Annotated in this window: 19 protein-coding genes and 7 tRNA genes; 21 read left to right on the top strand and 5 right to left on the bottom strand. The window is 52.6% G+C overall.

What is annotated here, in order from left to right; all coding sequences use genetic code 11:
• Window positions 1–58 precede the first annotated feature (58 nt).
• Genes tcuA through HVZ39_RS17755 form a run of 3 tightly spaced genes read left to right on the top strand, consistent with a single transcriptional unit; the run spans window position 59 to window position 3937 of the window.
• Entirely contained in the window at window positions 59–1462 is a 1404-nt protein-coding gene (tcuA, locus tag HVZ39_RS17745) for an FAD-dependent tricarballylate dehydrogenase TcuA (RefSeq protein WP_181632775.1), read from the top strand.
• Window positions 1449–2588, top strand: a complete 1140-nt coding sequence (gene tcuB / locus HVZ39_RS17750) for a tricarballylate utilization 4Fe-4S protein TcuB (protein WP_016155982.1) — start codon at window positions 1449–1451, stop codon at window positions 2586–2588. Before tcuA ends, tcuB begins: the two co-directional genes overlap by 14 nt.
• Window positions 2589–2641: 53 nt before the next feature.
• Window positions 2642–3937: an MFS transporter gene (locus HVZ39_RS17755; RefSeq protein WP_181632776.1), complete on the top strand. Its 1296-nt coding sequence runs from the start codon at window positions 2642–2644 to the stop codon at window positions 3935–3937.
• Window positions 3938–3988: 51 nt separating this feature from the next.
• Here the strand turns inward: HVZ39_RS17755 and chiQ are convergent, their stop codons facing one another.
• On the bottom strand, window positions 3989–4321 hold the full coding sequence (gene chiQ, locus HVZ39_RS17760; protein ID WP_094760692.1) for a ChiQ/YbfN family lipoprotein: 333 nt from the start codon (window positions 4319–4321) through the stop codon (window positions 3989–3991).
• A gap of 49 nt (window positions 4322–4370) precedes the next feature.
• On the bottom strand, window positions 4371–5777 hold the full coding sequence (gene chiP, locus HVZ39_RS17765) for a chitoporin (RefSeq protein WP_016152254.1): 1407 nt from the start codon (window positions 5775–5777) through the stop codon (window positions 4371–4373).
• Between the two features lie 636 nt (window positions 5778–6413).
• Here chiP and HVZ39_RS17770 point away from each other — a divergent pair.
• The 3 genes from HVZ39_RS17770 to HVZ39_RS17780 are packed head-to-tail and all read left to right on the top strand — an operon-like array spanning window position 6414 to window position 10875.
• Window positions 6414–7415, top strand: a complete 1002-nt coding sequence (locus HVZ39_RS17770) for a LacI family DNA-binding transcriptional regulator (RefSeq protein WP_181632777.1) — start codon at window positions 6414–6416, stop codon at window positions 7413–7415.
• A gap of 34 nt (window positions 7416–7449) precedes the next feature.
• Window positions 7450–9558 carry an ADP-ribosylglycohydrolase family protein gene (locus HVZ39_RS17775; RefSeq protein ID WP_181632778.1) on the top strand — a complete coding sequence of 703 codons (2109 nt, stop codon included), beginning with the start codon at window positions 7450–7452 and terminating at the stop codon, window positions 9556–9558.
• 33 nt (window positions 9559–9591) lie between these two features.
• Window positions 9592–10875: an extracellular solute-binding protein gene (locus HVZ39_RS17780; RefSeq protein ID WP_181632779.1), complete on the top strand. Its 1284-nt coding sequence runs from the start codon at window positions 9592–9594 to the stop codon at window positions 10873–10875.
• 58 nt (window positions 10876–10933) lie between these two features.
• Here HVZ39_RS17780 and glnS read toward each other — a convergent pair whose 3' ends face one another.
• The gene (gene glnS / locus HVZ39_RS17785; protein WP_181632780.1) at window positions 10934–12601 is read right to left on the bottom strand and encodes a glutamine--tRNA ligase; all 1668 of its coding nucleotides are present in this window, start codon (window positions 12599–12601) and stop codon (window positions 10934–10936) included.
• A 187-nt stretch (window positions 12602–12788) separates the two neighbouring features.
• Entirely contained in the window at window positions 12789–14738 is a 1950-nt protein-coding gene (nagE, locus tag HVZ39_RS17790; protein ID WP_016152249.1) for a PTS N-acetyl glucosamine transporter subunit IIABC, read from the bottom strand.
• A gap of 342 nt (window positions 14739–15080) precedes the next feature.
• Here nagE and nagB point away from each other — a divergent pair, with 342 nt between their 5' ends.
• From nagB to HVZ39_RS17850, 12 genes are all read left to right on the top strand, one after another.
• Window positions 15081–15881, top strand: a complete 801-nt coding sequence (gene nagB / locus HVZ39_RS17795; protein WP_003022803.1) for a glucosamine-6-phosphate deaminase — start codon at window positions 15081–15083, stop codon at window positions 15879–15881.
• Window positions 15882–15941: 60 nt separating this feature from the next.
• A complete protein-coding gene (gene nagA, locus HVZ39_RS17800) occupies window positions 15942–17090 on the top strand; it encodes an N-acetylglucosamine-6-phosphate deacetylase (RefSeq protein ID WP_032931096.1) in 1149 nt (382 codons plus the stop codon).
• Window positions 17091–17098: 8 nt separating this feature from the next.
• Window positions 17099–18319, top strand: a complete 1221-nt coding sequence (locus HVZ39_RS17805; protein ID WP_016152247.1) for an N-acetylglucosamine repressor — start codon at window positions 17099–17101, stop codon at window positions 18317–18319.
• Window positions 18320–18476: 157 nt separating this feature from the next.
• Window positions 18477–19229 (top strand): ribonucleotide monophosphatase NagD, encoded by a 753-nt coding sequence (gene nagD, locus HVZ39_RS17810; RefSeq protein ID WP_005121413.1) that lies wholly within the window; start codon window positions 18477–18479, stop codon window positions 19227–19229.
• Between the two features lie 252 nt (window positions 19230–19481).
• Window positions 19482–21146, top strand: coding sequence for an asparagine synthase B (asnB, locus tag HVZ39_RS17815; RefSeq protein ID WP_003835552.1), 1665 nt, complete (start codon window positions 19482–19484; stop codon window positions 21144–21146).
• A gap of 222 nt (window positions 21147–21368) precedes the next feature.
• Window positions 21369–21445 (top strand) — tRNA-Met (locus HVZ39_RS17820).
• Window positions 21446–21453: 8 nt separating this feature from the next.
• Window positions 21454–21538: transfer RNA gene (locus tag HVZ39_RS17825), tRNA-Leu, on the top strand.
• 23 nt (window positions 21539–21561) lie between these two features.
• Window positions 21562–21636: transfer RNA gene (locus HVZ39_RS17830), tRNA-Gln, on the top strand.
• Between the two features lie 37 nt (window positions 21637–21673).
• Window positions 21674–21748, top strand: a tRNA-Gln gene (locus HVZ39_RS17835).
• A gap of 21 nt (window positions 21749–21769) precedes the next feature.
• Window positions 21770–21846, top strand: a tRNA-Met gene (locus tag HVZ39_RS17840).
• Between the two features lie 43 nt (window positions 21847–21889).
• Window positions 21890–21964: transfer RNA gene (locus tag HVZ39_RS17845), tRNA-Gln, on the top strand.
• Window positions 21965–22000: 36 nt separating this feature from the next.
• Window positions 22001–22075, top strand: a tRNA-Gln gene (locus HVZ39_RS17850).
• A gap of 103 nt (window positions 22076–22178) precedes the next feature.
• Here HVZ39_RS17850 and ubiF read toward each other — a convergent pair.
• Entirely contained in the window at window positions 22179–23354 is a 1176-nt protein-coding gene (gene ubiF, locus HVZ39_RS17855) for a 3-demethoxyubiquinol 3-hydroxylase (RefSeq protein ID WP_181632781.1), read from the bottom strand.
• Between the two features lie 145 nt (window positions 23355–23499).
• Here ubiF and miaB point away from each other — a divergent pair, with 145 nt between their 5' ends.
• The 3 genes from miaB (at window position 23500) to ybeY (ending at window position 26632) form a co-directional block, all read left to right on the top strand.
• Window positions 23500–24930, top strand: a complete 1431-nt coding sequence (miaB, locus tag HVZ39_RS17860) for a tRNA (N6-isopentenyl adenosine(37)-C2)-methylthiotransferase MiaB (RefSeq protein ID WP_103766019.1) — start codon at window positions 23500–23502, stop codon at window positions 24928–24930.
• A gap of 191 nt (window positions 24931–25121) precedes the next feature.
• A complete protein-coding gene (locus HVZ39_RS17865; protein WP_019076268.1) occupies window positions 25122–26168 on the top strand; it encodes a PhoH family protein in 1047 nt (348 codons plus the stop codon).
• Complete coding sequence (ybeY, locus tag HVZ39_RS17870) at window positions 26165–26632, top strand: rRNA maturation RNase YbeY (RefSeq protein WP_003835559.1); 468 nt, start codon at window positions 26165–26167, stop codon at window positions 26630–26632. Before HVZ39_RS17865 ends, ybeY begins: the two co-directional genes overlap by 4 nt.
• Window positions 26633–26660: the final 28 nt, after the last annotated feature.

Here is a 26660-nt window from a genome sequence, read left to right on the forward strand (position 1 = left end):
ATGCGTATACATTTCAATTACAAATTTAACAATTAGTTAAATGGTAATGGAGTATACGATGGTTGATGTTCTGGTGATTGGCGGTGGCAATGCCGCGTTATGTGCTGCCCTAACCGCCCGGGAGCAAGGAGCTTCGGTACTCCTGCTCGAAGCGGCTCCACGGGAGTGGCGCGGGGGAAATTCTCAACACACGCGTAATCTGCGCTGTATGCATGACGCGCCGCAGGATGTGCTGGTGGAAAGCTATCCTGAAGAGGAGTTCTGGCAGGATCTGCGGCGCGTCACCGAGGGAAATACTAACGAAGCCCTGGCGCGTCTGGTGATCCGCACCTCTTCACAATGCCGCGACTGGATGCGCCAACACGGCGTTAATTTTCAACCTCCTCTCTCCGGTGCTTTACACGTAGCGCGAACCAACGCCTTTTTTATGGGGGGCGGGAAAGCCCTCGTGAATGCCTATTATCGCAGCGCAGAAAAGTTAGGCGTGCAAATCCGCTATAACACACCAGTGCAGGCGCTTGAACTGCATAACGGTGAGTTTGTGGCAGCGCTGGCAGGCGAAGAGCGCATAACCGCTAAGTCCTGCGTGCTTGCCGCTGGCGGATTTGAGTCAAACCGCGAATGGCTGCGCGAAGCCTGGGGAGAAAACGCCCGCGGCGAGTGGCCTGCGGATAACTTCCTGATTCGCGGCACGCGCTTTAATCAGGGCGTACTGCTTAAATTTATGATGGATGCCGGGGCGGACATCATCGGCGCCCCCTCCCAGTCACACTGCGTCGCCATTGATGCCAGAGCGCCATTATATGACGGCGGAATTTGCACCCGCGTGGACTGCGTTTCACTCGGCATAGTAGTCAACCGTGACGCAGAACGTTTTTATGATGAAGGCGAAGATTTCTGGCCCAAACGCTACGCCATTTGGGGACGCCTGGTCGCCCAACAGCCAGGACAGATTGGCTATTCCATTATCGACAGTAAAGCCATCGGCCACTTTATGCCACCGGTATTCCCCGGCGCACAGGCGAATACGCTGGCGGAGTTGGCGCATCAGTTGGGGTTGGATGCCGAACGCTTTACCCACACCGTGACGGCGTACAACAACGCCTGCCAGCCAGGTCAGTTCGACCATACCGTCCTGGACAACTGCACGACGAAGAAGTTAACCCCCGCGAAAACACACTGGGCGCGACCGCTGGACCAGCCACCTTACTACGGCTATGCCCTGCGGCCAGGGATCACCTTCACCTATCTTGGGTTAAAAGTGAACGAACGCGCTGCCGTACACTTTGCCGGGCAGCCAAGCCGCAACCTGTTCGTCGCCGGAGAGATGATGGCGGGCAACGTGTTGGGCAAGGGTTACACCGCTGGCGTGGGCATGTCGATCGGGACAACCTTTGGCCGCATTGCCGGAAAAGAAGCCGCGCTGGCAGCACGTAAGGAGGCACGTCATGAAGCAGCTTGAGAAACTGATCATCGAAGCACAAATTATCACCGAGCCGGAAGCAGAAGTTGAACGTGTGATGCAGGTCTGTAACGCCTGCCGCTATTGTGAAGGTTTTTGCGCCGTGTTCCCGGCAATGACTCAGCGCCTGGAATTCGGTAAAGCGGATATCAATTATCTGGCGAACTTGTGCCATAACTGCGGCGCCTGCCTGCACGCGTGTCAGTATGCCCCACCTCATGAATTTGCCATCAACGTACCGAAGGCGATGGCGGAAGTGCGGCTCGAAACCTATCAGCACTACGCGCAACCCGCCGCCTTTGGCGCGCTTTATCGTCGCGCAGGCATCACTGTGACGCTGGCGCTGGTTTTCGGTCTGATCCTGTTTTTACTCCTCGCCATGAGTTTAAAGGGCTCGTTATTCCATCCTCCGCTGGCCGGGGATTTTTATCAGATTTTCCCGCATAACCTGCTCGCATGGATGTTTGGTTCGGTATTTATTCTGGCGATAGGTCTGCTGATGGCGGGTGTTCTGCGCTTCTGGCGCGAAATCTCTCCGGGTGTGCCGCGTTCCGCTGAAATTGCTGAAGCCTCACACAATGCGCTGACGCTGAAGTATCTCGATGGTGGGCATGGCAAAGGTTGTAACGAAGCAGATGATGCCTTCACCCTGATGCGCCGCCGTTTCCATCACTTCACCTTCTACGGTTTTATGCTCTGCTTTGCCGCCACCGTGGTGGCAACGGGATATCACTACTTTGCAGGTATAGAAGCGCCCTATCCGTTCTTCAGCGTTCCGGTAATGCTGGGCACGTTGGGCGGCATTGGCCTGGTTGTCGGCCCGGCTGGCTTGCTATGGCTCAATTTTAAGCGCTCACCGCTGCATGGCGACGCACGGCAAAAACCGATGGATCGCGGTTTTATTTTGCTGCTGCTCCTGACCAGTCTGACCGGTTTAGCGCTGCTGGCGGGAAGAGACACCTCCTGGATGGCTATTTTGCTCGCCATTCACCTCGGCGTGGTCATGGCGCTCTTTCTGACCATTCCTTATGGAAAATTTGCCCACGGATTTTACCGCTGCGCAGCCTTACTCAAGTGGGCGATTGAGAAACGGCGCGGCAAACAGGCGGGGGTCGCAGGCGACTAACCCGCAAACTCTTACCTCTATAAATATTATGATAAGACAGTGGAGCAAACCCAATGACACAACAACCATCGCGCGCCGGAACTTTCGGCGCAATACTGCGGGTAACCAGCGGTAATTTCCTCGAACAGTTTGACTTTTTTCTGTTCGGTTTTTACGCCACCTATATCGCAAAGACCTTCTTTCCTGCAGAGAGTGAATTTGCCGGGCTAATGTTAACTTTCGCCGTGTTTGGTTCAGGTTTCTTAATGCGGCCTGTTGGCGCAATTGTGCTGGGTGCTTACATCGACAGAATTGGTCGCCGTAAAGGACTGATGGTGACGCTGGCGATTATGGGCTGCGGTACCCTGCTGATTGCCCTGGTACCCGGTTATCACAGTATTGGTCTGCTGGCCCCTGTCCTGGTATTACTCGGCCGATTATTACAGGGCTTTTCTGCAGGGGTGGAACTGGGCGGCGTCTCGGTTTATCTTTCTGAAATCGCCACCCCTGGCAATAAAGGCTTCTACACCAGTTGGCAGTCCGCCAGTCAACAGGTCGCCATTGTGGTGGCGGCTCTGATTGGTTACGGCCTGAACGCCACCCTGGGACACGATGAGATCTCTGAATGGGGCTGGCGTATTCCATTCTTTATTGGTTGCATGATTATTCCTTTGATCTTCGTGCTCCGCCGCTCGCTTCAGGAAACAGACGCCTTTTTACAACGTACGCACCGTCCCGACACCAGGGAAATTTTTACTACCATCATCAAAAACTGGCGTCTCATCGCTGCGGGTACGCTGCTGGTGGCGATGACCACAACGACGTTCTACTTTATTACCGTTTACACACCGACCTATGGTAGGGCTGTACTTCACCTGAGCGCTCGCGACAGCCTGATCGTCACCATGCTGGTCGGTATTTCTAATTTTATCTGGCTGCCGATTGGCGGGGCGATTTCTGACCGAATTGGTCGTCGTCCGGTGTTGATGGGGATTACCATCCTTGCACTGATCACCACCTGGCCGGTTATGCACTGGCTCACCGCCGCGCCAGATTTCACGCGCATGACGATGGTCCTGCTTTGGTTCTCGTTCTTTTTTGGTATGTACAACGGGGCAATGGTCGCCGCACTCACCGAGGTGATGCCTGTCTATGTGCGTACGGTGGGCTTTTCACTGGCATTCAGTCTTGCCACGGCGATTTTTGGCGGCCTTACTCCAGTCATCTCCACAGCGCTGGTCCAGCTAACCGGGGATAAAAGCTCACCGGGGTGGTGGCTGATGTGTGCGGCACTTTGCGGGCTCGCCGCCACGGCAATGCTGTTTGTCCGGCTGAGTCGTAATTATCAACCGGTGGAATATAAACCCTGAAATGCAAACGGGCGGAAAACTCTCCGCCCGTTGTCTGTTTCATTTTTCGATTTACTGCGCAGTATTCTTGCTACGAATTTCCTGCCAGACCTTGTCGCAATCAGCATTAACGGACTGACCATTACCTGTGCGCGTAGCCTGGATGCATTGCTGATAATCCAGTACGCGTACGCTTTCTTCATTGGCAAACTGCTGATGCTGCTTTTCTTTCTTCAGCACATTCAACACGCTTTGGCAGGCTTCGATTTTCTCCGGCGATCCTTGCGCGGTAGTAATGCACGCGCTGTAGGCTTCTTTCAGACGGCTGTCTTCTTTTGGTGCCGGGGATTGCGCGCAAGCCACCAGCCCGGTTGCCATAACAGCGATGAGTATCAGTTTTTTCATAGCACTTTCCTCAACGAGGCGGCAGGCGCCCGGCCTGCCGCTGTTGGCATTAGAAGATGGTGAACGGAGCAATAACGATGAATTTCACGTCGCGCTCATCCTGGAAGATGTTGCCGTAACCACCGCCCCAGCTCGGAATGTCTGAATGGTTGTCGTACTGGGTGAAGTGCAGTTTAAACATGGTGCCTTTCGCACGACCCTCTTGCAGGGTATAGACCGCATCCAGGCTGTAAGAAGATTCTTCGATAGTCCGGTTTTTGTCGTAGTACGCATCCGGATTGATCTGCCAGGTTGATGGCTTGGCATCCCATGCGTAAACGTAGGACGCGCCCACTGCCCAGCCCGGCAAATTCCAGTTCTTCAGGTCATACATTGCGCCGAAGAAGACAGCCTTTTCGCCGTTGGCGTTGAAGTCGGAACGGTTATCCCACCAGATATCCAGGCGACCGTTTGATGAGGCGTAGGTCGGGGTCATACGCTGCAGGAAGTACCCCTGCTGCCCGTCCGCTTTAACCCAGGTCCCTTCCAGACGCAGGTCAACCACTTCCGCCACTTTGTAGCCAAAGGTCAGCGCCTGCAGCCAGGCCGTACCGTCATAAATATCGTTCACGGTGCGATCATCAACTTTGTCGCGCGCACCGTAGAACTGATAGCTGGTGGTAAACGGGTTACCGCCTAAATCGAATTTATAGCTGGCTTTTGCGAAGTACTGATCGACGTAGCCTTCAGATTGACCAAATGCGGCTTCCAGCAACAGGTTATTTTTGAAGTCATATTTCGCGCCGATTGAGTGCAGATAATCTACGCTGGTCTTTTTATCAGCCTGATAGAATTTATCGACTTCAGTGTGCCATGGTGCTTTATATTCGTTGGCCCACATATAGGAGAAGCTCAGTGCACCAGCATCACCATAGTCGAAGTTGGCTCCGGCTTCAGCACCCTGATAGGTACCTGGCATAAAGCTCCAGTGCGGAGCCAACAGAGTCTGTCCGGTTGGTTGAATGTAACCAGCGCGCGCCCAGGTTGGGCCGAATTTAAATTTGGCTGCTGCTTTATAAAGGCTAATTCCGCTCTTATCGCCGGAGTAATCTTCATCATAGCCTTTATTTTTTGACGAGAATGCAATTTCGTTTGGATGACCGCTTTCGCTACTTTCGTTCATTTCAATAGCGGTAAATGCTGCGATATCAATACCAAACATATCAGCCGCATAACCGGACTGGAAGTCGAGGTTAGCGTTCCAGGTGGAGTGAGAAAGGTTGGTTTTGTATTTGTCGTGATCGGTCACATCTTTACGGTCACGCTCACGCTGCCAGTAATAGATGCCGCCGGTTAAGGTTGAGTCATCAATAAATCCCTCGGCGTGTACCTGGGGAGCGACAACGAAACCCGACATTGCTGTGATACCGGCGATAGCCAGCGCCAGCGTACTACGTTTGCCACTAAACGTACGCATATGTTAATCCTCTTTGACGTATAACCCTTCGTTTTTCAAGCTGCATCGGTGTTGGCTTTACTCGGCCTTTGGCCTCGCCCCTTCGGGGACAGCGCACGCGCTGCGTCTCCGCCTTGATACAACTCGAAATCCATTGGGTATAAAATGCTGCCGACAAAAGCGGACAGCGAAAAAACAAAAATTAAAAAAGTAGCGCTGAGAAAACCTCAGTGACTACAATGAATAGACTATTTTTCGCGACGCGAATTATCAATCTCTTTCTGTAACGAGTATGTAATAGTATGAGCAACCGCACATATTTTCTTGTTTTCTGTTACATTTTGCTTTGGTAGTAAAAAAAGTCACAAAAACAAGAAAAAACACTTTATATACATATAGATATCTTCAATTTTATTATTATATATATAATTCCACCCCTAATAATTGTCTTTGCATTCGCAAAACAAATTAATTCTCGAACGTCATTAATTCGCTCTGCAAACAGAACGTTCGAGCTCCTGAATTCACTCTCCGTCGTTGATGTGACCGTCCTCGGATTTTCCACACAAATACACTCACTTTATAAGGTTTTTATTGACAGCTACCGGGTGCCCCATTATTCAAAGATGCAGGTTATACGTATAAGTTGATAAATAAATGACAAAACGCATCACGCAGAAAGACGTTGCGGCCCTGGCTGGCGTTTCACAGGCAGTGGTATCCGTGGTACTCACTAAAGGAAATCACACCTATCCACAGGAGACAGTGAGCCGGGTTGAGCAAGCGGCTAATCAGCTGGGATATATACCGAACCGTTTTGCACAAGCGCTGAAAACCAATAAAACCATGTCGATCGCCTGCATCGTGCCGGATATCGCCAACCCTTTTTATGCCTCGCTCGTCCGTGGTGTCCAGTCGGTGACGGATAGGTATCACTACGATGCGATCGTGGCCAGCACCGATGGATTACGGGAAAGAGAGCTGCATTTTTTGCGCTGGTCAGCGCAGGGGCGGGTCGACGCCGTGGTAGGGACATTTTTTAACGTCGGGATGAAAGATTTTGCCCCGTATCTTCAGGCAGGGATCCCGATTGCACGTATTGAAGCCAGGATGAAAAAAAGCGGCCCGCTACCGCTGCATAATGTTTATATCGACAACGCCGCTGCCGCGCGCAGCGCCGTCGAATATCTGCTGGCACAGGGGCACCGAGATATCACGATGATCGCCAGCGCTGGCGGTCCTGAGCCTGCCAGAGTGGAAGGATATCGCCAGGCGATGACCCAGGCCGGCCGCCTTCCGCGCATCAAAATTCTGCCAGGTTTTAACGAACAGAGCGGCTATCAGATCGCGATGCAGCTGATTAATGACGGCACGCTCCCGGATGCGATTTTCGCCGCCAACGATTTAATGGCTATCGGCGTGATGCGTGCCGCAAGGGAGAAAGGCATCACTATCCCGGAGCAGCTTGCGGTGATGGGTTTCGATGATATTCCCGCCGCCGGGCTGGTGACCCCTTCCCTGACCACTATCGCCCAGTACCCGGAGCAGCTTGGGCAAAAAGCGGCCGCCCTCCTCCTGGCGCAAACTGATATCACCGCGCCGCTCCAGGGCAGCACCACAGAAATGCCCTGGGGCCTGGTAAAAAGAGAATCCGCCTGACCGGCTGATAAAACACCACACAAGGATCAAACAGATGGAATTGCCTTCAGATTATGAGTCGCGCGTTTATGCAGGGGTATTGGGGAAGCTAATCGGGGTCTACCTTGGCCGCCCTTTCGAAGGGTGGACCTACGAAAAAATTATGCAGGAGCTGGGGCCGATCCAGTATTACGTCCACGAAAAATTTAACCGTCCGCTGGTTGTCACCGACGATGATGTCGCCGGAACCTTTACCTTTATCCGCGCACTGGAAGATTATGCCCTGCCGCCGGATCTGAGCGCGGAACAGATGGGTCACTGCTGGCTTAATTACATCATTGATAAGCGCACCATTCTCTGGTGGGGCGGCAACGGTAATTCGACGGAACACACCGCCTGGCTGAATCTCAAAAAAGGCATTCCGGCTCCGCTAAGCGGAGCCATTGCGACCAACGGGAAAACGATTGCCGAACAGATTGGCGCACAAATCTTTATTGATAGCTGGGCGCTTGTCGCACCGGGACAACCCCGTCTGGCGGCAGAACTTGCCAAAAACGCCGCCAGCGTGAGCCATGACGGTGAAGCGGTGTATGCCGCTATGCTCTGGGCCGCGATGGAATCACAGGCCTTTATTTGCCAGGGGATCGAACAGCTTATTGACGTTGGACTATCCGTGATCCCGGCAGAGTCGCAAATAGCCCAGCTGGTTGGCGATATCCGTCGCTGGCGACGGGAAGATAACGACTGGCAGACGACCCGCCAGCGAATCGACGACAACTATGGCTATCACAAATATCCCAGCAATTGTCACATCATCCCTAATCATGCGCTGATGATTATGGCGATCCTTTACGCGCCGGACGACTTCCAGCAGGCCCAGTGCATCGTCAATACGTCAGGATGGGACACCGACTGCAATGCGGGGAATGTCGGCTGTCTGTCCGGCATTATGCTGGGACTCCAGGGTATTGACGCAGGCCCGGACTGGCGCGGGCCGCTGGCGGACAGAATGCTGATCTCCTCAGCCGACGGGGGGTTCTCCATAAACAACGCCGTGCGGATCACCGATTACCTGGTCGGTCTGGGACACCAAATTGCCGGTCTGCCGCGCCCTGAAGCCAAAAAATCCGGCGCGCAGTACCATTTCTCACTACCGGGCAGCGTGCAGGGTTTCCGCTGGCTTAATGAAGAAAATGCGGCCGCGGTTGAGGTTAAGAATGAGGTGCACCTGGGGCGGCAGATGTTGAGTCTGCACTATCGCCATCTTGCGCCCGGGCTTCACGCCAGCGTGACCACGCAAACCTTTACCCCGCCTGAAATCGTGGAAATGCGCAGCTACGATTTAATGGCTACCCCACTTATCTACCCAGGCCAGCGTCTTCAGGCCACCCTGATTGCGCCACCGGATAACACATCCGCGTTAAACGTGCGGCTCTGCTACCGGGTTTATGATGACAACAATCAGCTGACGCCCCAGTACGGCGACGCGCAGAGTATAGCCCCGGGTGAATCGCTAACGCTGGCGTTGGATCTCCCGGACTGCCAGGGCCAACCGATCGGCGAGATTGGCGTAACAATCAGCACCGATGCCCGCGTTGCCCGCGGTCGCCTGCTCATCGACAGTATGCGCTGGGATGGCACACCTGAGCTGACCCTGCGTAAACCCACAGGGGAAAATAATTTCTGGTGGCGGGCCTGGGTAAACGGCGTGGATCTCTTTTCACGCCACTATCCCACCAGCTTTCGCATCTCCAAAGAGTACGACGAGGGATTGATTATTCACGGAACGCGGCAGTGGGATAACTACCGCGTTCAGAGTGACATTACGCTGCATTCAGGGGAGTACGGCGGTCTGGCTTTTCGGGTGCAGGGGATGAGGCGCTATTACGCCGCACGCATCCTGCGCGACGGAAAATTACAGATCGTCCGCGTGCGCGACACCAGTACCAAAGTTCTGGCAGAAGCGGCTTTGTCCAACGTGTACGAGCGCCCTGTGTCGTTCGATATCAGCGTCAACGGGCAGATTATCTCCGCGACCGTTGACGGTAAAACGCTGCGCGTGGAGGACGCTGAACGCGAAGCCTTGATGGATGGCGGGATCGGTTTACTGATTTGTGCAGGTGCGCTGTCGACGGACGCTATCCATATCAGCGCCAGTTGCTAATCAACGGAAATGGACGACAACAAAGGATTAAAAATGAACATACCAAAAACAATGCTGGCGCTGGTAACCGCCGTTTTGCTTTCAGGCTGTGAGGATAAACCGCAGCAGGTGACCATCGAATTTATGCACTCCGCCGTTGAGCAGGAGCGCCAGACCGTCATTGCCGGGATCATCAACCGCTTTCAGCAAGAGAATCCGGATATTATTGTGAAGCAGGTTCCCGTCGAAGAGGATGCCTATAATACCAAAATCATTACCCTTGCCCGCTCAGGCTCACTGCCGGAGGTCGTCGAGGTCAGCCATGACTATGCCAAAGTCATGGATAAAGAGCAGCTTATCGACCACAAAGCGGTGAAAACGCTGATCGACAGGCAAGGTGAAAGCGCCTTCTACGACGGTGTGCTGCGCATTGTTCGAACCGAAGACGGAACAGCCTATACCGGCGTGCCGATCAGCGCCTGGCTGCAGGGAGTCTGGTATCGGAAATCGGTACTGGCTAAAGCGGGAATCGACGAACCCAAAAACTGGACGCAGCTGCTGGAAGCGGCACGCAGGCTGACCGACAGCGCCAGTAAAAAATATGGCATCGCGCTGCCGACGGCTGAAAGCGTCATGAGCGAACAAACCTTCTCTCAGTTCGCACTTTCAAACGGTGCCAATGTGTTCAACGCAAACGGCGACATCACGGTTAACTCAGCAGAAATGCAGGCCTCGCTGAACTATTATCGCGAACTGGCCCGCTATACCATGCCCGGCTCGAACAACGTAACAGAGATCAAAGACGCCTTTATGAACGGCACCGCGCCGATGGCGGTCTATTCGACCTATATCCTGCCGGCGATTTATCAGGATGGTTCGCTGGCGGATTTAGGCTTTGTCGTGCCGAGCGAAAAATCACCTGCCGTATTTGGCGTTATCACATCATTAACGCTCACAGCCGGTCAGACTGAGGCAGAAACGAAAGCCGCCGAAAAATTTATCAGCTTTATGGGACAGGCGCAGAGCGCGGCTGACTGGGTATTGATGTCGCCGGGGGCGATGCTGCCAGTGACGAAGGCCGCCGCGCAAAACGTCAGCTGGAAGGACAACCCTGCCGTCAAAGTCTTTGGAACTCTCCCTGAACAGCTGATTGCCCAGTACCCGAATATGCAGGTCTTTGGATCGGTCGGCGAGAAGAACTTTACGCGGATGGGGGATATTACCGGCTCCATGATCCTCAGTGAAATGGTCAATCAGGCGACGGTGGGTAAGCAGGAGACATCGGTGGTGCTGGAACGCAGCCAGCAGCGGGTTCAGGCGTTAATGCAGCATAAGTAAAACAGAAAAATCCGCCTCAAACGTCGCGTTGGCGGCGTTTGAGGCAGTGTGACAGCAATTACTCGCCGACTTTAGCCCACGTATCGCGCAGACCTACAGTGCGGTTAAATACCAGCTTGTCAGCCGTTGCATAGCGGCTGTCCAGGCAGAAGTAGCCTTCACGCTCAAACTGGAACGCTTTACCTGCAATCGCAGCCTGCAGTGACGGCTCACCGTAGCCCTGCTTAATGACCAGCGATTCCGGGTTGATAACGGACAGGAAGTCTTCCGCCGCTCCTGGGTTTGGCACGCTAAACAGACGATCGTACAAACGGATTTCAATCGGCAGCGCATGGGACGCGCTCACCCAGTGAATAACACCTTTTACTTTACGACCATCAGCCGGATCTTTGCTCAGGGTGTCGGCATCGTAGGTGCAGAAAATGGTGGTGATATTCCCTTCTGCATCTTTCTCTACACGTTCAGCCTTGATCACGTAAGCATTACGCAGACGTACTTCTTTGCCCATCACCAGACGCTTGTACTGCTTGTTCGCTTCTTCGCGGAAGTCTGCGCGATCGATCCAAATTTCACCGCTAAACGGCACTTCACGGCTGCCCATTTCCGGTTTGTTCGGATGGTTAGGCATGGTAACCAACTCGCTTTCGCCCTGCGGGTAGTTTTCGATAACCAGTTTCACCGGATCGATAACTGCCATCGCGCGCGGGGCGTTTTCGTTCAGATCTTCGCGAATGCAGGACTCCAGAGAAGCGATCTCAATGGTGTTATCCTGCTTGGTCACGCCAATGCGTTTGCAGAACTCACGAACAGCGGCAGCGGTATAACCACGACGACGCAGGCCAGAAATCGTCGGCATACGCGGATCGTCCCAGCCTTCAACGTGCTTGTCGGTCACCAGCAGGTTCAGCTTGCGCTTGGACATCACGGTGTATTCCAGATTCAGGCGCGAGAATTCGTACTGGCGCGGGTGAACCGGAATGGTGATGTTGTCCAGCACCCAGTCGTACAAACGACGGTTATCCTGGAACTCCAGCGTACACAGTGAATGCGTAATGCCTTCCAGCGCATCGCTGATGCAGTGGGTAAAATCGTACATCGGGTAGATGCACCACTTGTTGCCGGTCTGGTGGTGTTCGGCGAACTTAATACGGTACAGCACCGGATCGCGCATCACGATAAACGGCGAAGCCATATCGATTTTCGCGCGCAGGCAGGCTTTACCTTCTTCAAAACCACCGGTACGCATTTTTTCGAACAGTGCCAGGTTCTCTTCGACGCTACGATCGCGGAACGGGCTGTTTTTACCCGGCTGCGTCAGAGTGCCGCGGTATTCGCGGATCTCCTCCGCTGACAGTTCATCAACGTACGCCAGGCCTTTATTAATAAGCTCTACCGCATAGGCGTGAAGCTGATCGAAGTAATCCGAAGAGTAGCGAATATCGCCAGTCCAGTGGAAACCTAACCATTCAACGTCGTTTTTAATCGACTCAACGTACTCGATATCTTCTTTAACCGGGTTCGTATCATCAAAACGCAGGTTGCACTGGCCCTGGTAATCTTGCGCAATGCCAAAGTTCAGACAAATGGATTTCGCGTGGCCAATGTGCAGATAGCCATTTGGCTCCGGCGGAAAACGTGTATGGATAGTGGTGTGCTTACCACTGGCCAGATCTTCATCGATGATCTGACGAATAAAGTTACTCGGGCGGGCTTCAGCCTCACTCATCGTGGATTCCTCAAAGCGTAAACAACGTATAACGGAACATGATCTTATAAGCGACGCCAGGAGACAACTATTAGTTGCACAAAAAAGGTGTTTCAACAGGATATATGTGGATATTTGCTGCAAAAAAAAGCGGCGGAGGAATATCCCCCGCCGCTTAAGGCACTTAACTCACTTTACTCAGGAGCAGTTATTTACCTTTAATCTCATACAGTGGTGTTTGACCAGCAACCACATGACCTTCGGCTTTAATGACCAGAGCACCGAAATCATCGCTGTTGCTGCACACAACCGGGCTAATCATGGAACGTGCGTTGGCGTTCAGGAACTCCAGATCCATTTCCAGAATCGGTTGACCTGCAGTCACTTCCGCACCTTCTTCAACCAGACGCTTAAAGCCTTTACCTTCCAGCGCTACTGTATCGATACCCATGTGGACCACGATTTCCGCGCCTTTAACGGTTTCCAGACAGAACGCATGGTTAGTGTTGAAGATTTTCACGATGGTGCCGGCAGCCGGAGCAACCACGATTTTATCCGTTGGCTTCACCGCCACGCCGTCGCCTACAGCTTTGCTGGCGAAGGCTTCATCAGGTACCTGCTCCAGCGCAACCACGTCACCGGTAATCGGAGAAACTAAAGTTTCAACGGTTACTGCGTTCGCTACAGCTTGCGGTTTAGCAACCGGAGCCGCTGCTGCTGGCGCACTTTCACCAGACGCTGCAGCCACCGGGCCACGCGCAACAACTTTCTTCATTTCGTCGCCGATAGATTCGGCCTTCGCACCCACGATGACCTGGATAGTTTGCTTGTTCAGCTTAACCACTCCAGATGCGCCTAAACGTTTACACATCGCATCATTTACGCGACCGGAGTCGGCAACGGTCAGACGCAGACGAGTGATACAGGCATCAATCGCTTTCAGGTTATCGGTACCGCCAACTGCTGCAATGTAGTTGGTTGCCAGTTGAGCCAGACCTTCTTCAGTATTGCTGTTCGCTTCTTCAGTAACGATATCGTCTTCTTTATCTTCACGGCCCGGCGTTTTCAGGTTAAACATACGAATAACCGCGCTGAACAACACAAAGTAAATGACGAAGAACACCAGGCCCATAACGACCAGCATCCAGACGTTCTGACTCGCCGCCGGCAGGTTGTACATCAACACGTAGTCGATAGCACCTGCGGAGAAGGAGAAGCCCGCGTGGATCCCCAGCAGTGTTGCAACGAACAGGCTGATACCCGTTAACAGTGCGTGCAGGAGGTACAGCAATGGCGCCAGGAACATGAACAGGAATTCCAGCGGCTCGGTAACACCGGTCAGGAACGCGGTGATCGCAACGGACAGCAGCATACCGCCAACCATCGGACGACGTGCTTTCGGAGCGGCGAAGTACATTGCCAGCGCCGCACCCGGCAGACCAAACATCATGATCGGGAAGAAGCCAGACATGAACATACCCGCAGTGCCGTCACCCGCGTAGAAGCGGTTGATGTCACCGTGGAATACGGTACCTGCAGCGTTAGTGAATTCACCAATCTGGAACCAGGCGATAGTGTTCAGCACCTGATGCAGACCGGTTGGGATCAGCAGACGGTTGATGAAACCAAAGATACCGGAACCCAGCGCGCCAGCGCCCACGATCCACTCACCTCCCGCATGGATGGCGTTCTGCACCGGCGGCCACACGTAGCCGAAGATAGCAGCCAGCACCAGACAGAAGAAGCCAGTGGCGATCGGCACGAAGCGTTTGCCGCCAAAGAAGCTCAGGAAGTCAGGTAGTTTGATACCAGACCAACGGTTATATACCGCACCGCCGACCAGACCAGTGATGATACCTGCCAGCACGCCCATATTGATGGCCGGGTTAATGGTAACCATTGCTTTGGTCAATATGAAATAACCGACCGCACCCGCCAGCGCTGCAGCACCCGCGCTGTCTTTTGACCAGCTGGAAGCCACACCGATAGCGAAAATTAACGCCAGGTTATCAAAGATGGCCCCACCCGCTTGCGCGATGAAGGGTACGTTAAGTAAATCTGGTTGGCCGAATCGCAGCAGCAGTGCCGCGACTGGCAGCACAGCGATGGGGAGCTGTAACGCCCTACCCAGCCGCTGGAAAAAACCTAAAATATTCATTTTATTCCCCCTACGAGACCCCGATTAGGCTTCTTTGAAGCCATATTTTTATTGTGCGACCATTCCTGACAGCAAGATTCTGGAACAACAATATTAACCATTCATCTACATTCAGAGTGTGTGAAAATTTAATTCGTATCGCAAATTAAATGCGTGTTTTTTGTGATTCCAGTCACCAAATATCGTTATTAACCCTCCCTTCCACTGGCTAACTACGAAAACTTATTTTATCATTCAAAAAATCGAAACGGATTGATCCTTACCGATGCAAAACCAGGTTACGCTTAATACTGCACAGAGACTCAATCCGCCAATTGCTTACATTTACTTTTGAGGTGAAGAATGAGACTGATCCCCCTGAATACCGCTGAACAAGTCGGCAAATGGGCTGCTCGCCATATCGTTAACCGTATTAACGCGTTCAAACCAACGGCTGATCGTCCGTTCGTTTTGGGCCTGCCGACTGGCGGTACTCCGCTGACAGCCTACAAAGCATTGGTTGAAATGCACAAAGCGGGCCAGGTAAGCTTCAAGCATGTTGTAACGTTCAATATGGACGAATATGTTGGCCTGCCGAAAGAGCATCCGGAAAGCTACCATAGCTTCATGCATCGCAACTTCTTTGATCACGTTGATATTCCAGCAGAAAACATCAACCTCCTCAATGGTAACGCACCGGATATTGATGCAGAATGCCGTCAGTATGAAGAGAAAATCCGTTCTTACGGTAAAATCCACCTGTTTATGGGCGGCGTAGGCAACGATGGTCACATCGCGTTCAACGAACCAGCCTCTTCTTTGGCTTCCCGTACCCGCATCAAAACGCTGACTCACGACACGCGTGTTGCGAACTCACGCTTCTTTGACGGCGACGTCAGCCAGGTGCCTAAATATGCGCTGACCGTTGGCGTGGGCACCCTGCTGGATGCCGAAGAAGTGATGATCCTGGTACTGGGCCACCAGAAAGCGCAGGCGCTGCAAGCCGCCGTTGAAGGCAACGTTAACCATATGTGGACCATCAGCTGTCTGCAGCTGCATCCGAAAGCCGTTGTGGTCTGCGATGAGCCTTCCACCATGGAACTGAAAGTGAAGACGCTGAAATACTTTAACGAGTTAGAAGCGGAAAATATTAAAGGTCTGTAATTGATGTCTCCGCCCTGTCGATAAGTTGCAGGGCGGCATTTTTTGAAATCGGGGGTCGGAATGTATGCTTTAACCCAGGGCCGGATTTTTACCGGTCACGAAATTCTTGATGACCATGCGATTGTTGTCGCCAATGGCCTGATTGACAGCGTTTGCCCACTGGCTGAGTTACCGTCAGGAATTGAACAGCGCTCACTGAATGGGGCCATTGTTTCCCCCGGTTTTATCGATGTACAGCTAAACGGCTGCGGCGGCGTACAGTTTAACGATACGGCAGAAGCCGTGACCGTTGAAACGCTGGAAATCATGCAGAAAGCCAATGAAAAATCTGGCTGCACCAGCTACCTGCCAACGCTTATCACCACCAGCGATGACCTGATGAAACAAGGCGTTCGCGTCATGCGTGAATACCTGGCGAAACACCCGAATCAGGCACTAGGGCTTCATCTGGAAGGTCCGTGGCTGAATCTGGTGAAAAAAGGCACCCATAATCCGGGATTTGTCCGTCAACCGGACGCTGCGCTGGTTGATTTCCTGTGCAATAATGCCGATGTGATCACCAAAGTAACGCTGGCACCAGAAATGGTCCCGGTAGAGGTCATTACCAAACTGGTGAATGCGGGTATTGTGGTTTCTGCGGGTCACTCAAATGCAACGGTAAAAGAAGCAAAAATCGGGTTCCGCGCAGGCATCACCTTTGCGACACATCTGTTCAACGCGATGCCTTACATTACTGGTCGCGAACCTGGTCTGGCGGGCGCTATTCTTGATGAAGCCGATATCTACTGCGGTATCATCGCTGATGGCCTCCACGTTGATTACGTTAACATTCGTAATGCCAAACGCCTGAAAGGCGACAAGCTGTGCCTGGTCACCGACGCAACCGCACCAGCAGGTGCAAACATTGAACAGTTCATTTTCGCTGGTAAAACAATATACTACCGTAATGGATTGTGCGTTGATGAGAACGGTACACTGAGCGGCTCATCATTAACCATGATTGAAGGCGTACGCAATCTGGTCGAACATGCGAATATCGCTCTCGACGAGGTCTTACGTATGGCAACGCTCTACCCTGCTCGCGCCATTGGCGTCGACAAACAACTCGGCAGCATCGCGCCAGGCAAAGTAGCCAACCTGACTGCGTTCACGCACGACTTTAAAATTATCAAGACCATCGTTAATGGCAACGAGGTCGTTACTGAGTAAGAGAAAGAATGACACCAGGCGGACAAGCTCAAATAGGTAATGTTGATCTCGTAAAACAGCTTAACAGCGCGGCGGTTTATCGCCTGATTGACCAGCATGGGCCAATCTCGCGAATTCAAATTGCCGAGCAAAGCCAGCTTGCCCCCGCCAGCGTAACGAAAATTACGCGTCAATTGATCGAACGCGGGCTGATCAAAGAAGTCGACCAGCAGGCCTCCACCGGGGGCCGCCGCGCTATCTCTATCGTCACCGAAACCCGCAATTTCCACGCGATTGGCGTTCGCTTAGGCCGCCACGATACTACGCTCACGCTCTATGATATGAGCAGTAAAGTGGTCGCTGAAGAGCATTATCCCCTCCCGGAGCGCACCCAGGAAACGCTGGAGTATGCGCTGCTCAACACCATTGCCACCTTTATTGAGAACTGCCAGCGGAAAATCCGCGAGCTGGTTGCGATTTCCGTCATTCTGCCAGGCCTGGTTGATCCTGAAAGCGGCGTCATCCGCTATATGCCGCACATTCAGGTCGAAAACTGGGGGCTGGTCGAAGCACTCGAAAAACGCTTTAAGGTCACCTGCTTTGTCGGTCACGATATTCGCAGTCTGGCGCTGGCCGAGCACTATTTCGGGGCAAGCCAGGATTGCGAAGACTCCATTTTGGTGCGTGTTCACCGCGGAACCGGGGCGGGAATCATCTCCAATGGCCGAATTTTTATTGGTCGCAATGGCAACGTGGGTGAGATTGGCCATATTCAGGTAGAGCCGCTGGGTGAGCGCTGTCACTGCGGTAATTTCGGCTGTCTGGAAACAATTGCCGCTAATGCCTCTATTGAACACCGCGTGCAGAACTTATTGAAACAGGGTTATCCAAGCCGACTCACGCTGGATGATTGCGGCATTAAAGCCATCTGTAAGGCGGCTAATAAAGGCGATAACCTGGCATCAGAAGTCATTGAGCACGTTGGTCGTCACCTGGGTAAAACCATCGCCATCGCCATCAACTTGTTTAACCCACAAAAAATCGTCATTGCGGGCGAAATTACCGAGGCTGATAAAGTGCTGCTGCCTGCTATCGAAAGCTGTATCAACACGCAGGCGTTGAAAGCGTTTCGCCACAATTTACCGGTGGTTCGTTCCACGCTGGATCACCGTTCAGCCATTGGCGCCTTTGCGCTGGTGAAGCGTGCGATGCTCAACGGTACATTGCTGCAACGTTTGCTGGAAAGCTAATACCAAGCAGCCTCTGCGTTAGCTGCATCTGCTCACCCCTGTCACTTACTTCAGTAAGCTCCCGGGGTTCTCAGACTTGTGCCGCCTTGATGCAACTCGAATGATTTAGTGTATTTTGTGTATAGTAATGCCTTCTTTTTTTGATGTCGGATTGTCCATGGCCATTAAGAATGTAATTTGTGATATCGACGGCGTGCTGATGCACGACAATGTTGCCGTACCGGGTGCGGCAGAATTTCTGACTGGGATCCTGGAAAAAGGCCTGCCGTTAGTTTTGCTGACTAACTATCCTTCACAGACCGGGCAGGATTTGGCAAACCGCTTCGCCACCGCGGGTGTGAATGTCCCTGATAGCGTCTTTTATACTTCCGCCATGGCTACCGCTGATTTTCTTCGCCGCCAGGAAGGGAAAAAGGCCTACGTGGTAGGTGAAGGTGCGTTAATTCACGAGCTGTATAAAGCCGGGTTTACTATTACTGACGTGAACCCCGATTTTGTGATTGTTGGCGAGACGCGATCCTATAACTGGGACATGATGCATAAAGCGGCATATTTTGTGGCCAACGGTGCGCGTTTCATCGCCACAAACCCAGATACTCACGGACGCGGTTTTTATCCTGCCTGCGGTGCGCTGTGCGCCGGTATCGAAAAAATCTCTGGCCGCAAGCCATTTTATGTGGGCAAACCCAGCCCGTGGATTATTCGCGCGGCGCTCAACAAAATGCAGGCGCATTCGGAAGAGACCGTTATTGTGGGCGACAACCTGCGTACCGATATTCTGGCGGGCTTCCAGGCGGGTCTCGAAACCATCCTGGTATTGTCTGGCGTTTCGACGCTCGACGACATTGACAGCATGCCGTTTAGACCAAGCTGGATTTACCCGTCCGTTGCAGAAATTGATGTGATTTGATGCGTAAGCCGGATAAGACGCCCCCGCGTCATATCCGGCCAGAAGAAGTCCTTCCATTTAATAAAACCGCCATAAAATTATCGATTCATTAATAAACCCGTCTATTCTGTAATCTTTTTTCACCAATCTACAATGACCATTGCGTTTTTTATTTTCTGACACGTAATTCACTTGCGCCCTCTCCAGCTTTGCGGCATTTTCTTTATCAAGCAAACATAAAAAGCATCACGCAACAGGTTAACGGAGAAGGTTATGTGTTCTATTTTTGGCGTATTCGATATTAAAACTGACGCAGTTGAACTGCGTAAAAAAGCCCTGGAATTGTCTCGTCTGATGCGCCATCGCGGCCCGGACTGGTCAGGTATTTACGCCAGTGATAACGCCATTCTGGCGCACGAACGTCTGTCCATCGTCGACGTCAACGCCGGTGCTCAGCCACTGTACAACGTGAAGAAAACGCATATCCTGGCGGTTAACGGTGAAATTTATAACCATCAGGCGCTGCGCGCTGAATATGGCGATCGCTATCAGTTCCAGACCGGTTCCGACTGCGAAGTTATCCTTGCGCTGTATCAGGAAAAAGGCCCAGAGTTTCTGGATGACCTGCAAGGCATGTTTGCTTTTGCTCTGTACGACAGCGAGCAGGACGCTTATCTGATCGGTCGCGATCATATCGGGATCATCCCGCTGTATATGGGTTACGACGAGCACGGTAACTTCTACGTTGCGTCTGAAATGAAAGCCCTGGTTCCCGTGTGTCGCACGATCAAAGAATTCCCGGCCGGGAGCTATTTATGGAGTAAAGACGGCGAAATTCGTCAGTACTACCAGCGCGACTGGTTTGAATACGATGCGGTAAAAGACAACGTTACCGATAAAAACGAGTTGCGTCAGGCACTGGAAGATGCAGTGAAAAGCCACCTGATGTCAGATGTTCCTTATGGTGTATTGCTGTCCGGCGGTCTGGATTCATCCGTCATTTCCGCAATCACCAAAAAATACGCCGCGCGTCGTGTTGAAGATCAGGAGCGTAGCGAAGCCTGGTGGCCGCAGTTGCACTCCTTCGCCGTAGGCCTGGAAGGCGCTCCGGACCTGAAAGCCGCGCAAGAGGTGGCGAACCATCTGGGTACTGTACACCATGAGATCCACTTCACCGTGCAGGAAGGTTTGGATGCTATCCGCGACGTGATTTATCACATCGAAACTTACGATGTTACGACGATTCGCGCCTCGACCCCGATGTACTTAATGTCGCGTAAAATTAAAGCGATGGGCATTAAAATGGTGCTGTCGGGCGAAGGTTCTGACGAAGTATTTGGCGGCTATCTCTATTTCCACAAAGCACCAGATGCAAAAGAGCTGCACGAAGAGACCGTGCGTAAGCTGCAGGCGCTGCATATGTTCGACTGTGCCCGTGCCAACAAAGCCATGTCGGCCTGGGGCGTGGAAGCTCGCGTGCCCTTCCTGGATAAGAAATTCCTTGATGTGGCGATGCGCATCAACCCACAGGACAAAATGTGCGGCAACGGCAAAATGGAAAAACATGTTCTGCGTGAATGTTTTGAGTCCTACCTGCCAGCAAGCGTTGCATGGCGCCAGAAAGAGCAGTTCTCCGATGGTGTCGGTTACAGCTGGATTGATACCCTGAAAGAGGTGGCCGCTGAGCAAGTTTCTGACCAACAACTGGAAACCGCCAGCTTCCGTTTCCCTTACAATACGCCATCTTCTAAAGAAGCGTATTTGTACCGTGAGATTTTCGAAGAGCTGTTCCCGGTTGCGAGCGCTGCGGAATGTGTGCCTGGCGGGCCGTCTGTTGCCTGTTCTTCTGCCAAAGCAATCGAATGGGATGAGGCGTTTAAAACCATGAACGATCCTTCTGGTCGTGCGGTTGGCGTACATCAGTCCGCTTATAAATAAGTTAATCCTTAGAAAAGGGCCCTGCGGGGCTCTTTTTTATGTCTATTTTCTGTGCAAAAAAACAATTAATAACTAATAATTGCCGAATATTGCGTCATGCTGTTCGCAACCTAACCAAACAGTCACATTCCAGCTATTTTCAATGAAAAAGGGGTTGACGCTTCAAGGCTCAATACGCATAATGCGCCCCGCAACGCCGATAAGGTTACGCGAAAAAAAGATGGCTACGTAGCTCAGCTGGTTAGAGCACATCACTCATAATGATGGGGTCACAGGTTCGAATCCCGTCGTAGCCACCATCTTTTTTGCGGGAGTGGCGAAATTGGTAGACGCACCAGATTTAGGTTCTGGCGCCGCAAGGTGTGCGAGTTCAAGTCTCGCCTCCCGCACCATTCACCCGTAAGCGTTGCACGGATGGGGTATCGCCAAGCGGTAAGGCACCGGTTTTTGATACCGGCATTCCCTGGTTCGAATCCAGGTACCCCAGCCATTTTTTCTTCGATGTAGCGGTTCACCGCAACGGTCATTGGGGTATCGCCAAGCGGTAAGGCACCGGTTTTTGATACCGGCATTCCCTGGTTCGAATCCAGGTACCCCAGCCATCGAAGAATATGATAATATCTGGCTACGTAGCTCAGCTGGTTAGAGCACATCACTCATAATGATGGGGTCACAGGTTCGAATCCCGTCGTAGCCACCATATTAAGGACGTATCGACTCGTTCGGTAAATCCAAAAAATTGTTGGGGTATCGCCAAGCGGTAAGGCTCTGGTTTCTGATACCAGCATTCCGAGGTTCGAATCCTCGTACCCCAGCCAATTTCAAAAAGCCGTCCATTCTGTGGATGCACCCGTTGGGGTATCGCCAAGCGGTAAGGCTCTGGTTTCTGATACCAGCATTCCGAGGTTCGAATCCTCGTACCCCAGCCATATTAAAAAAGCTCGCTTCGGCGAGCTTTTTGCTTTTCTGCATTTATTACCTGATGACGCTATGCTTACCAGGCCTACAACGTTCTCTGTAGGCCTGTCTGAATTACAATCCTAACGCGTACTTGAGTGCCTGGCGTTTCAGCACGCCGGCGCGCTCTGCGGCCATTAGCCCAAGATTACGCATGATACGCAGCGGCTGCAGGTTGTTGCTAAATCCTGCGTAGAACAGATCCATGCCGCTTTGCATGATGAAATTGTCAGTCATACGACGGTTCTGATAGCGCTTCAGCACCGGCTGACTTGCCCAGGACTCACCGTAGCTGCGCGCATTCACCAGCACGTCAATCAGCGCATCCACATCACGGAACCCCAAATTAACGCCCTGCCCCGCCAGCGGATGAATGGTATGCGCGGCGTCACCCACCAGCGCCAGTCCTGGCTGCACATATTGCAGCGCGTGACGGCGCGTTAGCGGGAATGCCCCCGCTGCCACAGGCGTAACGTTACCGAGTCGCGATGGGAAATGTTTGGCGATCTCCGCCTGCAGTTGCGACATATTCAAACCTTGCAACTGACGGATACGCGCCGGTGAGTCGTACCACACCAGCGAGGCCCAGTTATCAAACAGCGGTAAAAATGCGCGCGGACCGTCAGGGGTGAATTGCTGCCAGGTGCTATCTCCCGGCGAATTCTCGCATTGTACGGTTATCAACATACAGGACTGCGCATATTGCCAGGCATGGATACCAATCCCGGCCATTTTCCGCACCTGAGAATTTGCGCCATCGGCGCCGATGACCAGCTTCGCGCTGATTTTTTCGCCACCAGCCAGCTCAAGCTCATGCCGATCGTTATGTTGATGCAGAGAGATCAGCGACGCAGGCACGCGCAGCGTGACTTTGGGGTGAACGTCCAGAGCCTGCCAGAGCGCCTGTTGCAGGACCGTGTTTTCCACCATATAGCCCAGCAAGGGCAGCTTAAGCTCGGCGGCATCAAACATCACATGGGCATTTTCCCATTCCCACGTTTCCAGACGACGGTAAGGATGGCTGCGCATCCCCTGAACCGTATCCCAGATGCCCAGCCCTTTTAGCAACGACGCGGAGGCGGAGCTGATGGCCGAAATTCTGACATCTGGCTGTCCGTCAGCCACAAACGGCGCGGGAACGGCATGTTCAATGACCGTTACCGTAAATCCATGCTGCGCCAGTCCTAGCGCCAGCGCGCCGCCGACCATCCCCCCGCCGACAATGGCAATTTCCGTTGGTTGATTTGTCATGGTCAATTATCCTGTTACATGTATTGTGTAAGTTTACAGGATTTTTTACCCCTTGAGGCTGACATCCGTCATACTGGTCACAACCGCGCCAAAGCAGTACACTATGCGCCCTGCATTTCAGCCACAATTTCGCAAGAGCAAGTCGATGACCAAAAAACTCCATATTAAAACCTGGGGCTGTCAGATGAACGAATACGATTCATCGAAGATGGCCGATCTGCTGGATGCCACCCATGGGTATCAACTGACCGACGTGGCCGAAGAAGCGGATGTGCTGCTGCTGAATACCTGCTCTATCCGTGAGAAGGCTCAGGAAAAAGTCTTCCATCAGTTGGGCCGCTGGAAGCTGTTAAAAGAGAAAAACCCCAAGCTGATTATCGGTGTCGGTGGTTGTGTTGCGTCTCAGGAAGGCGACCATATTCGCCAACGCGCGCACTATGTCGATATTATTTTTGGGCCGCAAACCCTGCATCGTCTGCCGGAAATGATTAACAAAGTGCGTGGAAGTACCACCCGTAGCCCGGTGGTTGATATCAGTTTCCCGGAGATCGAAAAATTCGACCGCCTACCGGAACCGCGTGCAGAAGGTCCAAGCGCTTTCGTGTCAATCATGGAAGGTTGTAATAAATATTGTACTTACTGCGTGGTGCCATACACCCGCGGTGAAGAAGTGAGCCGTCCGGCGGACGATATTCTGTTTGAAATCGCCCAGCTTGCGGCGCAAGGCGTGCGTGAAGTGAACCTGCTGGGACAAAACGTGAACGCCTGGCGCGGTGAAAACTACGACGGCACGACAGGATCTTTTGCCGATCTGCTGCGGCTGGTCGCGGCGATCGATGGCATTGACCGTATCCGCTTCACCACCAGCCATCCGATCGAATTCACCGATGATATCATTGAAGTGTATCGTGACACGCCAGAACTGGTGAGTTTCCTGCACCTGCCGGTACAGAGCGGTTCAGATCGCGTACTGAACCTGATGGGACGCACCCATACCGCGCTGGAATATAAAGCGATCATCCGCAAACTGCGCGCAGCGCGTCCGGATATCCAGATTAGCTCCGACTTCATCGTTGGCTTCCCAGGCGAAACTACGCAGGATTTCGAGCAGACCATGAAGTTGATTGCAGACGTCAATTTTGACATGAGCTACAGCTTTATCTTCTCTGCGCGTCCTGGCACCCCTGCCGCCGATATGGTTGACGACGTGCCGGAAGAAGAGAAAAAACAGCGCCTGTATATTCTGCAGGAGCGTATTAACCAGCAAGCCATGGCCTGGAGCCGTCGCATGGTCGGCACGACCCAGCGCATTCTGGTTGAAGGCACATCGCGTAAAAGCATCATGGAACTGTCTGGCCGTACCGAAAATAACCGAGTGGTGAACTTTGAAGGCAACCCGGAAATGGTCGGTAAGTTCGTGGATGTAGAAATTACCGATGTCTGGACGAACTCCCTGCGCGGTAAAGTGGTGCGCACCGAAGACGAAATGGGTCTGCGCATCGCTGAATCCCCTGAGTCAGTTATTGCGCGTACCCGCAAAGAAAACGATCTGGGCGTCGGTATTTATCAGCCTTAATCTTCAATGCCCGATGGCGCTACGCTTGTCGGGCTTACTCTTCTGGGCTCGCTGCCCCGGCGGGCCTTGTAATCTACCTCATCATCCCCATATTTATCGCAATGCTTGCGCCTTTCCCCCATGGCGTGAATAATTTCCTTAGATGCCGGTAAATGTTCAGCGTCCGGCAAGACATGCAAAAGAGGAACAGTTTGAACATAGACACTCGTGAAATCACCCTTGAACCCGCAGACAATGCCCGCCTGTTGAGCCTTTGCGGCCCATTTGATGACAACATCAAGCAGCTGGAACGTCGCCTCGGCATCGAAATTAACCGTCGTGATAACCACTTTAAGCTGACCGGTCGCCCAATTTGCGTCACCGCGGCGGCAGATATTTTACGTAGCCTGTACGTCGATACTGCCCCAATGCGCGGTCAGACGCAGGACATTGAGCCTGAACAAATTCATCTGGCAATTAAAGAAGCGCGAGTGCTTGAGCAAAGCGCAGACAGCGTGCCGGAATTTGGCAAAGCGGTGAACATCAAAACCAAGCGCGGGGTAATTAAGCCGCGTACGCCGAACCAGGCACAATACATTGCGAATATCCTCGACCACGACATCACCTTTGGCGTTGGCCCTGCGGGTACGGGTAAAACGTATCTTGCGGTTGCCGCTGCGGTTGATGCGCTTGAGCGTCAGGAGATCCGTCGAATTCTGCTGACCCGTCCGGCAGTGGAAGCGGGCGAAAAACTCGGCTTCCTGCCGGGTGACCTCAGCCAGAAAGTCGATCCCTACTTACGACCGCTGTATGACGCACTGTTCGAAATGCTCGGGTTTGAGAAGGTCGAAAAGCTGATTGAGCGTAACGTCATTGAAGTTGCGCCGCTGGCCTACATGCGTGGTCGTACATTAAACGATGCGTTCATCATTCTTGATGAGAGCCAGAACACCACCATCGAACAGATGAAAATGTTCCTGACCCGTATCGGCTTTAACTCCAAAGCGGTTATCACCGGCGATATCACCCAGATTGACCTACCGCGAAGCACCAAATCCGGTCTGCGTCATGCCATTGAAGTACTGGCTGAAGTCGACGAAATTAGTTTTAATTTCTTCCATAGCGAAGACGTGGTTCGCCACCCGGTGGTCGCCCGTATCGTCACGGCGTATGAAGCCTGGGAAGAAGCAGAACAGAAACGCAAAGCCGAGCTGGCTGCAGAACGCAAGCGCGAAGCTCAGGAGCAGGAACAAAAATGAGTCAGGTTATTCTCGATTTACAGCTGGCATGTGAAGACGAATCCGGTTTACCAACAGAAAGTCAGTTTCAGGGTTGGCTGGATGCGGTGATCCCACAGTTTCAGGAAGAGTCTGAAGTTACCATTCGTCTGGTCGATGACGCGGAAAGCCACGAGCTGAACCTGACCTATCGCGGGAAAGATAAATCAACCAACGTACTCTCTTTCCCGTTTGAAGCCCCGCCGGGCATTGAAATGCCGCTGCTGGGCGATTTGATCATCTGCCGTCAGGTAGTCGAGAAAGAAGCGCAGGAACAAGGCAAACCGCTTGAGGCCCACTGGGCGCACATGGTGGTGCACGGTAGCCTGCATTTACTCGGTTACGACCATATCGAAGACGATGAAGCGGAAGAGATGGAATCCCTCGAAACAGAGATTATGCTTGCTCTGGGCTATGAGGATCCGTACATTGCCGAGAAAGAATAAGCATTTCGAAATCTTGTAAGCCTGATAA

It is taken from the genome of Citrobacter sp. RHB35-C21, from assembly GCF_013816515.1.
Taxonomy (GTDB): Bacteria; Pseudomonadota; Gammaproteobacteria; order Enterobacterales; family Enterobacteriaceae; genus Citrobacter; species Citrobacter braakii.

What these genes read in the sequence shown, in the direction of transcription:
- tcuA (WP_181632775.1), top strand. Translation starts at nt 59, where the DNA reads ATGGTTGATGTTCTGGTGATTGGCGGTGGCAATGCCGCGTTATGTGCT.
- tcuB (WP_016155982.1), top strand. Translation starts at nt 1,449, where the DNA reads ATGAAGCAGCTTGAGAAACTGATCATCGAAGCACAAATTATCACCGAG.
- HVZ39_RS17755 (WP_181632776.1), top strand. Translation starts at nt 2,642, where the DNA reads ATGACACAACAACCATCGCGCGCCGGAACTTTCGGCGCAATACTGCGG.
- chiQ (WP_094760692.1), bottom strand. Translation starts at nt 4,321, where the DNA reads ATGAAAAAACTGATACTCATCGCTGTTATGGCAACCGGGCTGGTGGCT.
- chiP (WP_016152254.1), bottom strand. Translation starts at nt 5,777, where the DNA reads ATGCGTACGTTTAGTGGCAAACGTAGTACGCTGGCGCTGGCTATCGCC.
- HVZ39_RS17770 (WP_181632777.1), top strand. Translation starts at nt 6,414, where the DNA reads ATGACAAAACGCATCACGCAGAAAGACGTTGCGGCCCTGGCTGGCGTT.
- HVZ39_RS17775 (WP_181632778.1), top strand. Translation starts at nt 7,450, where the DNA reads ATGGAATTGCCTTCAGATTATGAGTCGCGCGTTTATGCAGGGGTATTG.
- HVZ39_RS17780 (WP_181632779.1), top strand. Translation starts at nt 9,592, where the DNA reads ATGAACATACCAAAAACAATGCTGGCGCTGGTAACCGCCGTTTTGCTT.
- glnS (WP_181632780.1), bottom strand. Translation starts at nt 12,601, where the DNA reads ATGAGTGAGGCTGAAGCCCGCCCGAGTAACTTTATTCGTCAGATCATC.
- nagE (WP_016152249.1), bottom strand. Translation starts at nt 14,738, where the DNA reads ATGAATATTTTAGGTTTTTTCCAGCGGCTGGGTAGGGCGTTACAGCTC.
- nagB (WP_003022803.1), top strand. Translation starts at nt 15,081, where the DNA reads ATGAGACTGATCCCCCTGAATACCGCTGAACAAGTCGGCAAATGGGCT.
- nagA (WP_032931096.1), top strand. Translation starts at nt 15,942, where the DNA reads ATGTATGCTTTAACCCAGGGCCGGATTTTTACCGGTCACGAAATTCTT.
- HVZ39_RS17805 (WP_016152247.1), top strand. Translation starts at nt 17,099, where the DNA reads ATGACACCAGGCGGACAAGCTCAAATAGGTAATGTTGATCTCGTAAAA.
- nagD (WP_005121413.1), top strand. Translation starts at nt 18,477, where the DNA reads ATGGCCATTAAGAATGTAATTTGTGATATCGACGGCGTGCTGATGCAC.
- asnB (WP_003835552.1), top strand. Translation starts at nt 19,482, where the DNA reads ATGTGTTCTATTTTTGGCGTATTCGATATTAAAACTGACGCAGTTGAA.
- ubiF (WP_181632781.1), bottom strand. Translation starts at nt 23,354, where the DNA reads ATGACAAATCAACCAACGGAAATTGCCATTGTCGGCGGGGGGATGGTC.
- miaB (WP_103766019.1), top strand. Translation starts at nt 23,500, where the DNA reads ATGACCAAAAAACTCCATATTAAAACCTGGGGCTGTCAGATGAACGAA.
- ybeY (WP_003835559.1), top strand. Translation starts at nt 26,165, where the DNA reads ATGAGTCAGGTTATTCTCGATTTACAGCTGGCATGTGAAGACGAATCC.